A 7089-nucleotide genomic window follows, 5' to 3' on the forward strand; every position below is an offset into this window, starting at 1 on the left:
TCGCCAGCACTTTCTGTTTCAAGCAATCTTCCTCATGCTGTATCAAGCTATAGCCTAAAAGGAATTTCTCCTCTCGAGCCCATCACCATTGTGGTTGGTGTGATTGCCTTAGGCTCACTTTTTCTTTCTGCTTGTGACGATGGTTCAAAAGCTGACAGCAACACCATGCAAGGTGGAGAGGGTGGAAAAGATCCTGGCACGGGCGGAAATGGTGGCATGGGTGGCGTTCCTGGAGCTGGCGGTCAATTCGCAGGCAAGCCAGACGCAGAGCCCGATGCAGAAGCTATCCTTGATATGGGCGTGTCGCCGGATGCCGAAGGTAAAAAAGATGCCGGTGTTGATGCGGCCCCTGATATGAGACCGAAAGAAGTTGATGGTGAAGCTTCGGATATTCATGTTGATGCTGGCGTTGATGTCATCATTCCTGATGCAGCGATTGATGCTGCTCTCATTGAAGATGCCAGTATTCCAGACGCTATGCCAGATGCAAAAGAAGCTGATGCTGCAGACGCATTTGAAACACCAGACACCGCCCCGCGTGATGCTGCCATTGATGCAGCTGAAGATCTGGGGAGAGTGATAGTACCAGATGCAGGTGTTGATGCAGAAGCTGATATGTCTATTGATGCCACAGTTGATGCTGAAGTTGATATGAGCCTTCCCGATGATGGCGTAGATGCTGAAGCAGATGCCGGTCTTCCAGACATGAGTGTAGATGCAGAACCCGATACAGCGATTGATGCTGCTCCAGTTGTAGAAGATTCTGATGATGATGGCATTCTCGATGAAAATGATAACTGCCCATCTATTGCAAATGCAGGGCAGGAAAATCAAGATGGAGATGCACTTGGTGACGCCTGTGATCTGGTAAATGACTCATTCGTCACTTTTGCTTTTTTGGAAAGTGGCTGCCAAGTCGTTGATTTAAAAATGGTAGCAAATCAAAATACCGAAAGCCTCTTGGGTGTTTGTGACTTTGGAAACAACACCGTTTTTGAATGTTCTGGGGAAGGGGAAGCCACTTGCCATGTCGTTACATCCTTTTCACCACTGCATGAAGATGCAGAAGGCATTCAACATGAAATGCATCCATTTCAACTTCTGAACATCGGAGCCTCTCTTGAAAATGGCTGGATGATGGTTCTTCAACAAAGTCATCTTGGACTTCCAAGCCTTGTCACTATTGATCGCGATGGCAATCCTGAAGCATCTCGCCTTAAAGATGAAACAGCTCTTCCAGAAATCACAATTAGTTCGGGAGGGGGGACACTTCGAATTCGTCCAGACTCTCATGCTGGAGCAGCCTTCATCAATGAACAGCTTTATGTCGGTTTACGAAGTGGTCAAACTTCTCTCATTATTCCTCTTGAACACAATGCAAACGGTAGCATCATCACCACAGGTATTTCTTTTCCCATTAGAACCACCCGGAAAAATCTTATTTCCGTTGTAAACGTAGATGATACAACGCTTGCCGCCGTGCACCTTGGGAATAATGAAGAAAATGCTTCTATTGTTACAATGTCTCTTAATGGGGAAACTGTAGTTCGTGATCAGATTTTTGACTTAGGTGGACAGGATCTTCAAAATTCACGCGCAGTTGCGGTGACGGAGGACAACCGATTTCTTTTTCTCGCAGCTGCAAATGGCACAACACTTCTTAAAATTGACCTTCAAAGTAATCCTGACAACCCGAATATTCAGTCCTTTGATCTGTCAGCTCACCTTGAGGGCAACATTGCAGCAATGAAATTAAGAGGAACTCAACTTGTTCTCAGCGGAACTCAGAATAAAGTTATAATGTTTGACCTTGAGCGAAATAGCGTTACCTGCTCAACAAACATAGGATCAAATTCAACCGCCATCGCTCTTGACCAAAGTGGACTTGTGTATCTTTCAGCGGGGGATATCGGGAACCAACACATTCTTCGCTTTAATCCAACCGACGTGTGCCTTCAGTAGAATCTTTCTTTATTTTAAATGATGTCGCATAACAAATCTTATGTTAAATTACTTCTGGATATATCAGTGAACAAAATTTTGAGACACCAGGGAAATAACCAACAAAAGGCTCTATGCTTTCCACCTTTCTGGTTGTGATTTGTGGAAGCCATACGCAACGAACTTCCTCTTCAATTTCAAAACTCTTAGGTTTTAAAAAAATGGGATCAGTCTCATCCCAGTTTTCTGACGTGAAATTCTGCCTATTATATTTACAATCCCGAAAAATAGCCTTATCAAACTCTCTGTTTTCCAAAGCACTTATTGAAGAAAAAAAAACCTTCCGCATCGCAAATTTCAACGCACACATCGTAACAAGAAAACCGTTGAAGCAAGCCTGCAAAATTTTTTGACCTTGATGCACAAAAAATATGACAATCCAGGCTGCGCTGTTTTACCGTTATGGTACCACGACAATTAAAAGTTGCTCCTTCACCATTTTGTATGGCACTTCTTATTTGGACAGGAATTTCATTCGGACCTGTTGCAAAAAAATTTCCGGCATGGGACATTTTAATCCCTTCCTCTTCATCTCTGAGCTGTTCTTCCTCTATCTTTCGACAGTTATACAGCGTATTTATATATAATCTGTCATTTTGAAGCAAATCAAGGGCATCTCTATGACGCATGTACTTGTATAGCTTCACTCAAAACCCTCTCGCATAGAGTTATTGCAATAAAGATGAAATCCTCTTAACTTTCCCAAAATCCGAAAAAGAAAACAATCATGAAAAACATCTCTCTTTCCAAATCCGATTTTGCAATCGCACTTTACATATACAATTTATCACTTATGTTAGAAACGGTCTCTCAGCGGTGATGAGTGTGAATTTTGTTGTTAGGGGAAATTGGTAGCTTTGGTTTGAGAAGACCATATAATTCAGCAGTACTTCTTTCTACCAATTTAACAATAACCTATCTGAAACAACTTCTGACTCCAAAGTTTTATCCTTCAATTGAAAGCGTCGAAGCATTGATCGACCACAATTCACATATTCACAACGCTTAAATAATTTTTTAGGGATTTCAATATCACACACTTCTAAGCCCGACTTTTTAGTCCCATCAATAGAAAGTAAAATAAATATTCCTTTACTTGTTGCCTTTTCAATAGCAGTGAATAATCTTTCTAAAGAAAAACTTTGTGCGCCATACAAAATAGTCTGACTGTGAACATAAGGAGGATCGCAATAAATTACATCTCCTCTTTTTGCCTGATCAAAGAGAACTTCAAAATCGGCATGATACACCTCAACATTTTTAATTCTATTATTCCAAAGGTTTGCTCTCATTTCAAAAGATAATGGAGATATTGGATCGTGTACTCCACAGGGTGTGCTTATCGCACCATCAGCTTTTCTAAATCTAAGGACGCCACCGTAGCAAGATCGCGAAATAAATAACAAGTCTTTAGGGTTTGGGTTTTGATTATAGGAGTCACGAATTTTTTCGAATGCTTTTATTTTTCCAAACTCATCTATTAATTGAAAATTTGATTTATACCAATCTATTACTATTTGGGGATTTTTACTTAATGTATCCCACAGCTCGGCAAGCGGCTTTAGAAGATCACCCGCAAAACCCTTCTTAGGGGCTAGGGTACCAAGAACAGCTCCACTCCCTATAAAAGGTTCATAATAGTTTTTAAAATTATCTGGGAAGTAAGAAATAATTTCGTGTGCAAAACGTTGTTTATTGCCAACCCACTTTAAAAATTGAGTTTTAAAAGGCACTACCTTATCTTGAAGAACTATTTTCTTTTCTGAGAATAATTGGGTTTGTTGCATATAATGATCAATATTCTAAAGTGGAATAAATGTCAAATATTTAGCCTTGAATTCGATTTTAGAATAAGAGAACAACAATGTCTAGAATGCATAAAGAAAAACTTCTCTTTATAAAAATGATTCGGGATGAGCGTGTAATAAGACATTTAAACCAAGAAACACTGGCTCATATACTAAATGTCACCCAATCAATCATTAGTAAGAACGAGAGTGGAGACAGACAGATGGATTTCCTGGAATTAAGAAACTTCTGCATGGCTTTAGGCATAAAATTAGATGTGTTTGTAAAAAAATTTGAAAAAGAACTCAGAAAATTAAAAAACCAATGATACCAAATCCACAATTCAACAACTTGCCACTTAGTTTTTGGGCTCATGTACGCAGCCTCTCTCAATCGTTAGGATATACAATCCGAGGTACAGGTGATGTAAGAACACATTCGATTAGTCAAATAAGCGAAGGCATGTCTAGGCTTGGCTTAGCCACCCAGCATATTATAGATGAAAATAAAAAACCTAGTCCACTTGGCCAACTGCTTGTCGATTACTTCACATTTAGAGCTGATGTTCTGAATACAAACGTCAGAAACCACCTAATGGATAAAACAAAAGCTGAAGAGGTTTTTGAAGGGCTCAAATCAACTTTAAACCCAAAATGCCCTCTGCCAATGAATAAACAAAAGGGAGATAAGAAAAAACCTGCTTTCTTAACAGGTATAGTAAACATATTAATAGAACAACATTCTCAAAGTTGCCCTGTTAACTACGACCCACGACAATTAACAACAATTGTATTAAACAACGAACCGATCAGAACTATGGCTCGCCGAGTAGACGGAGCTTTTCCATCAGCAATTAACCCAATAGCAATTTGGGAAATTAAGGAATACTATTACACTAAAACTTTTGGAAGCAGAGTTGCGGATGGCGTATATGAAACTCTTTTAGATGGTCTTGAATTAGATGAATTGGAAAAGTCTGAACGCATTAAGGTACTTCACTATCTTTTTGTAGATGATTATTTCACATGGTGGACATGCGGAAAGTCTTATCTTTGCAGATTAATTGATATAATGCATATGGGTTATGTTGACGAAATTATTTTTGGTCAGGAGGTTCTTGAACGGTTACCTATCTTAGTCAGAGAATGGTGTGTTAAAAATACACTGCACAAAGTTTAGCAAATCTACCTAAGGAATATGTGTAAAACTGACCTTCGCAAAACCCATCTCGCACTAAAAGACAGAGTTCTCTGAGCAATTACAGTACAATTCACTCTCTATTTTGCTGTTGTAGAAGAAAATATACCGAACATCATTTTTCCAGAAAAAAACCCCGAAGGACTACTCCTTTTGGGCTAAGAGAAATCTTGAGAACATCATTTATTACCTCTCAACAAGGCAACAATATAACGAAGATTCTCAACATAGGTTTCGAAAGGATGTGCTTTTTCTTTGAGCGTATCTAGCACTTGCTGGTACCCTCGTTTTTGTAACTCTAAAAAATTTTCATCCCAAAAAGCATCAAGTAATGTAATCGATACTTCTTTTGCCTGAAACACAGGAGCTAAAAGTTCTCTGCACTCTGCAAGAAAGTCATCATCTATTCTTTGAGTAAGGTGGTATATATCCACAAAATCTCGTGTTCGACTTCGCGTTTTCGCGTAAGGGTAATCGGCATGTTGTTGGCAGAGCGCCCTTATCTTTTCAACCATAAGCAGAGCTCTGCTATATCCATTAATGCTAACTCCCTTTCGAATCTTCTTTTGCAGATCCCCACAATATTCATGCTCACTAATTTCGATGCTAAAAATACTTGAAGTAACACCTTCAGGAATGAAAGCCTCTCTTCTCTTGCGTTCAAGGGGATAAGATTTATGGGCGAGAGGACTTAATTTAAACTCACACAACCACCCAAACCACCAATCAGGCTGCTTGCGTTTTGTTTTAGGTTTCTTTTGGTACTGGAAGTCAAAAAGCTCGTAGTCTTTTTGAAAAGAACGCTTCAACACTTTTTCAACCCGTTGAAAAAACTTGCCGTGTTCTTCGATGAGCTTTCGTGACGAAAAATCGATGTCTGTAGAAAGCCTTGAATCAATCCCCTCTAAGAGATGTAGTGCGGTTCCTCCCTTTAACACCAACAATTTGGAAAGTTCTTTGTCTTCAAAAAGGGAAACAACAATCTGTTCAATAAAACCTTGAATGTGCACTATACAATTCCTTCAGGATAATAGAGCTTCCATTTTTCATTAAACCTCCAGGAAGTTTTTGCTTCATGGTCGAGGTAAAATTTGTTTTTAGCCGAAAACTTCTTCTGAAGCGCCCTGGAAAGGCTGTTCAAACCTACAACATCACAGACAAACCCTATAGCCTGCCAATACGGATAAACAAAGGCCAAAGCGTCATAAATGTCGAGAAATCTTTTCACCTTGAGCTGCCTCTCCCCTGCTATACGATAGTAATCTAGGACATTGAGGATCCCACCGCAATATTGAGGAGCCACACACACATCAATAAGGGTTCTTTCTAAGGACGTTATCCTTTCCCCATGGGAAAAATGCTTTTGCACCTTAACAGGTTCTATCCCCACCTCCTCCCTCCACACGCGCTCTGTAAACACTATCCTTTCCTTTTGGAAGGAAAAAACTTTCCTGGTATAGCGATGCTGCTTTATGAAAGCCTGGAATATTTGGTGATCCGTCAAGTGTGCTTTTTTCTTTTCTTTCGGAAGATCAACTTTTCTTCCCTTCCCCTCCTGCGCCACATACATCGTCGTAGGAACTTGATTTGTCAAATTATGGTAAAAAACAGCTGTTAAATCACAGAAATAAGCTCGAGGAAATAAAGCTTGGGCTATTTGGTGAGTAGTGAGCTTCTGTTGAGATGAATAAAGGGTTTTCTTTTTCCCTGCCGCATCAGTGATATGAAACAAATGTAGGAACCTCTTTTCAAGCAAAAAGTCCTTTCTTTTCCTTAGAACGCCATAATAATTTTCAAACTCTTTCAGCTTCTGAGGCAAGTGATATGCTGAAACTGGAGAATAAAAGAAGTCTCGAAATTGATTTTGAAGAGTTTTATGCATATGATATATGTGTTTACACATATATCATATGCGCTTAGCCCTGTCAAGGGCTTGACTAAAAATCATTTTTAAGATATAATATATGAACACATTATATCTTATACTATTATTAATTCAGCGATCACAGTAAAAAGGCCCCAAGTATGGGGCCTTAAGGGAACAATAAGTTCACACCTTTAATAATTCGAAAATACATGAACCTCTCTATAACTTGTCTCTAT

General features: G+C 39.4%; 7 protein-coding genes. 3 read left to right on the forward strand and 4 right to left on the reverse strand.

The features are described 5' to 3' along the window. The coding region (locus COV43_05845; GenBank protein PIR25350.1) for a hypothetical protein at window positions 1–1962 on the forward strand (1962 nt) is incomplete at its 5' end. 275 nt (window positions 1963–2237) lie between these two features. Here COV43_05845 and COV43_05850 read toward each other — a convergent pair. Then, complete coding sequence (locus COV43_05850) at window positions 2238–2513, reverse strand: hypothetical protein (protein PIR25351.1); 276 nt, start codon at window positions 2511–2513, stop codon at window positions 2238–2240. Window positions 2514–2897: 384 nt separating this feature from the next. Next, window positions 2898–3788 (reverse strand): DNA methyltransferase, encoded by an 891-nt coding sequence (locus COV43_05855; protein ID PIR25352.1) that lies wholly within the window; start codon window positions 3786–3788, stop codon window positions 2898–2900. Between the two features lie 77 nt (window positions 3789–3865). Between COV43_05855 and COV43_05860 the strand changes: the two genes are divergently transcribed. Both COV43_05860 and COV43_05865 read left to right on the forward strand, forming a co-directional pair. Continuing rightward, window positions 3866–4117 (forward strand): transcriptional regulator, encoded by a 252-nt coding sequence (locus COV43_05860; GenBank protein PIR25353.1) that lies wholly within the window; start codon window positions 3866–3868, stop codon window positions 4115–4117. Continuing rightward, window positions 4114–4968 carry a hypothetical protein gene (locus tag COV43_05865; protein PIR25354.1) on the forward strand — a complete coding sequence of 285 codons (855 nt, stop codon included), beginning with the start codon at window positions 4114–4116 and terminating at the stop codon, window positions 4966–4968. The genes COV43_05860 and COV43_05865 overlap by 4 nt, the downstream gene beginning before the upstream one ends. A 197-nt stretch (window positions 4969–5165) precedes the next feature. On the opposite strand, the gene COV43_05870 is transcribed toward COV43_05865, so the two are convergent. Next, on the reverse strand, window positions 5166–5999 hold the full coding sequence (locus COV43_05870) for a hypothetical protein (GenBank protein PIR25355.1): 834 nt from the start codon (window positions 5997–5999) through the stop codon (window positions 5166–5168). After that, window positions 5996–6889: a hypothetical protein gene (locus tag COV43_05875; protein PIR25356.1), complete on the reverse strand. Its 894-nt coding sequence runs from the start codon at window positions 6887–6889 to the stop codon at window positions 5996–5998. The genes COV43_05870 and COV43_05875 overlap by 4 nt, the downstream gene beginning before the upstream one ends. Between the last annotated feature and the right edge of the window lie 200 nt (window positions 6890–7089).

This window comes from Deltaproteobacteria bacterium CG11_big_fil_rev_8_21_14_0_20_42_23 (assembly GCA_002796345.1).
Lineage (GTDB): Bacteria > UBA10199 > UBA10199 > 2-02-FULL-44-16 > 2-02-FULL-44-16 > 1-14-0-20-42-23.